Annotated in this window: 2 protein-coding genes; both read right to left on the bottom strand. The window is 50.8% G+C overall.

Annotated features, from left to right (window positions below):
* Positions 1-215 (bottom strand): AAA family ATPase (locus V6D20_15920; GenBank protein ID HEY9817267.1); only part of this gene is annotated, 215 nt, incomplete at its 3' end.
* 265 nt (positions 216-480) lie between these two features.
* On the bottom strand, positions 481-1020 hold a 540-nt coding region (locus tag V6D20_15925), incomplete at its 5' end, for a hypothetical protein (GenBank protein ID HEY9817268.1).

Raw genomic sequence — 1020 nt, forward strand, 5'->3', positions numbered from 1 at the left:
AGAACGGTTGGCCGCTGCTGGGCGATCCGTTCAGATAGGGTGTCGGCAAGGGTTGCTAGCCATGGAGTGCGATCGCTGTCGTTGAGAGGTTGCCCTCGCCGCATTTTCTCAATATTGGCGGCTGGGTGAAAATCATCGGCGTCGAGAAATTCCCAGTTGAGGACATCGGACAACACTTGGCCGATGGTCGTCTTGCCTGAGCCCGATACACCCATGATCAGTACTATGGTAGTCATTGAGAAACATGATAGGGTTTCCCTAGAGGAGGTTAACACAAAAGCTAACACTGTGACGTTATGCTCTACCTCCATGGGAGCTGAGGTAACTCTAGATGATTAATTCTAGTTTTTAGGATACAGTACTTTTATATTAAACTTACTTAAGAACGCATATTGTTATAGTACCAGTAGGATGCGTTTGCGATAGCTAACGCATCGTTACATTAAATCAATATGACTAAGATGCTGCATGTCGTGTGGGCTAGAGTTGAGATAATGGATGACTCCAGTCGGTGAACTCTTCAGGCGATCGCGTCACGGGTTGGGGCACTACGTCAAGATTAATGGTGGAGCCCGTTTGCGATTCTAAGGGCTCTATCGATTGGCTAGCGGTACTATCGGGCAAGCGATCGGCAAAGGGATGTCGCCAGGGACGATGATGAGCTACGCTAGGCGGACGACGCGGCGGTTGATCCAGTTCGTTCCAGACCTGTTGACGGTGAGATGTTCCGCATAGCTCTGTTCCGGCAGAGGCGGGCTGATTTTTATCTTGGCGTAGGGCGCGCTCAACTAAGCTGGGTACGGTGTCCCAGTTCAACGAGTCATCTTGAAACAGCGTACGCATCCGTTGCAGCACCTTTTGGGACTTCTGTTCGACATCAGAGAGGGGAGTCTGGCTACGAATCGGGTCGCGTTGAACGGCAGCGATCGCTCGTTGAACAGCCTGATCAATTTGCTGGCCATAGTTGCTACGTCCTCTGCGCAATTGATACTTCAGCCCCTTCTCTGTTGTTGCGTAGAG

The sequence above is a fragment of the Candidatus Obscuribacterales bacterium genome, assembly GCA_036703605.1.
Classification (GTDB): domain Bacteria; phylum Cyanobacteriota; class Cyanobacteriia; order RECH01; family RECH01; genus RECH01.